Source organism: Ideonella sp. P3_A4, assembly GCF_056403075.1.
The window spans coordinates 1-1,032 of record NZ_JBFUGE010001173.1 but is presented as its reverse complement, the minus strand read 5'-3'; the positions used below and the strand labels follow the sequence as shown (position 1 = coordinate 1,032).

Annotated in this window: 2 protein-coding genes; one reads left to right on the top strand and one right to left on the bottom strand. The window is 55.2% G+C overall.

Annotated features, from left to right (window positions below):
- Positions 1–51: 51 nt before the first annotated feature.
- Entirely contained in the window at positions 52–486 is a 435-nt protein-coding gene (locus AC1DYI_RS36735; protein WP_477209007.1) for a hypothetical protein, read from the bottom strand.
- Positions 487–793: 307 nt separating this feature from the next.
- Between AC1DYI_RS36735 and AC1DYI_RS36730 the strand changes: the two genes are divergently transcribed.
- Positions 794–1,032: response regulator (locus tag AC1DYI_RS36730; protein ID WP_477209006.1), on the top strand; the 239-nt coding region annotated here is incomplete at its 3' end.

Sequence of the window (1,032 nt, the reverse complement as noted above, 5' to 3'; positions counted from 1 at the left end):
TTTCAGCGTCGGTGGCAGCCATGCCGACCGAGCGTTGAAATTCTGCGGTGATCAGTAGGTCTGAAGGTTCAAGAGCATCGTCTCGTCGCCACCGGAATTTCCATCCTTCTGGACCGAGCGGAATTGCAGCTGATACACATACTGGTAGACGTCGAAGACCAGAGTGGACCCGGCCGCCTTGACGTCTTGGCGCGAATGGTAGCGCCCGTTCACCCAGAGTTCCAGCAGCGCATTGGTCTTGTCGCCAACGGCGTCGTGCGCGGACACGAAGACATTGGAAACAAAGCTGTTGGGGTATTGAACGTAGAGGTAGTTGGTCGTGCCGCAATAACCGCCGCCAATACACAGGCCTTGGCGCGGATCGCCGCCGCCGGTGAAGTCGTGGCTGAATTGGCTGCCGGGCGACGACAGTACCGTGCTCGCTTGGGCCGCCAGGCCCGTCACGAGCAGAAAAATCCCAGACAGAACTTTGGAACGAACGGACATGAGTTATCTCCTTGAAAGTTGAATAATCCGCTTTTTGAAATTTGCGGGACGCTGTGGCTTGAACGGCGAATTGTCATTAACCATCATTGCCTTGCGCGGATTCATTCTTGCAAACCTCACACCGTAAGCGAACCCTACCGAGGTAGGGTATAACGGCCGTCCCGCACCCATCTGATCTGACGATGTTTTTCCGAATCTTCGGAGGGGTGAGAAGGTTTTCATCGAAGTATGGTGAAGGCGAGCGAGACAACGCCATTCGCATAAAGAAATGTCTATCCGAAAGTCACTTCCATTTAATTGCGCCCTCGTGGTAGATGACCACCCGCTGGTTGCTCGTGGAATTGCTGATTTTCTGATCTCGAAATGCGGGTTTTCGGGTGCTCACGTTGTTTCGGACGCCAAGAAATGCGCCGAGTACGTCGCCGCCCACGGGGCGCCTTCATTTGCCATCATCGATTTCTGGCTTCAGGGGCGCACCGCGTTGCCGCTCGTGAGGGAGTTACTCCAAACAGAATCCGCCATGCGGCTGTTGATCCTGAGTGGCGA

Coding starts and splice junctions, on each gene's coding strand:
- AC1DYI_RS36735 (WP_477209007.1), bottom strand. CDS start 486: ATGTCCGTTCGTTCCAAAGTTCTGTCTGGGATTTTTCTGCTCGTGACG.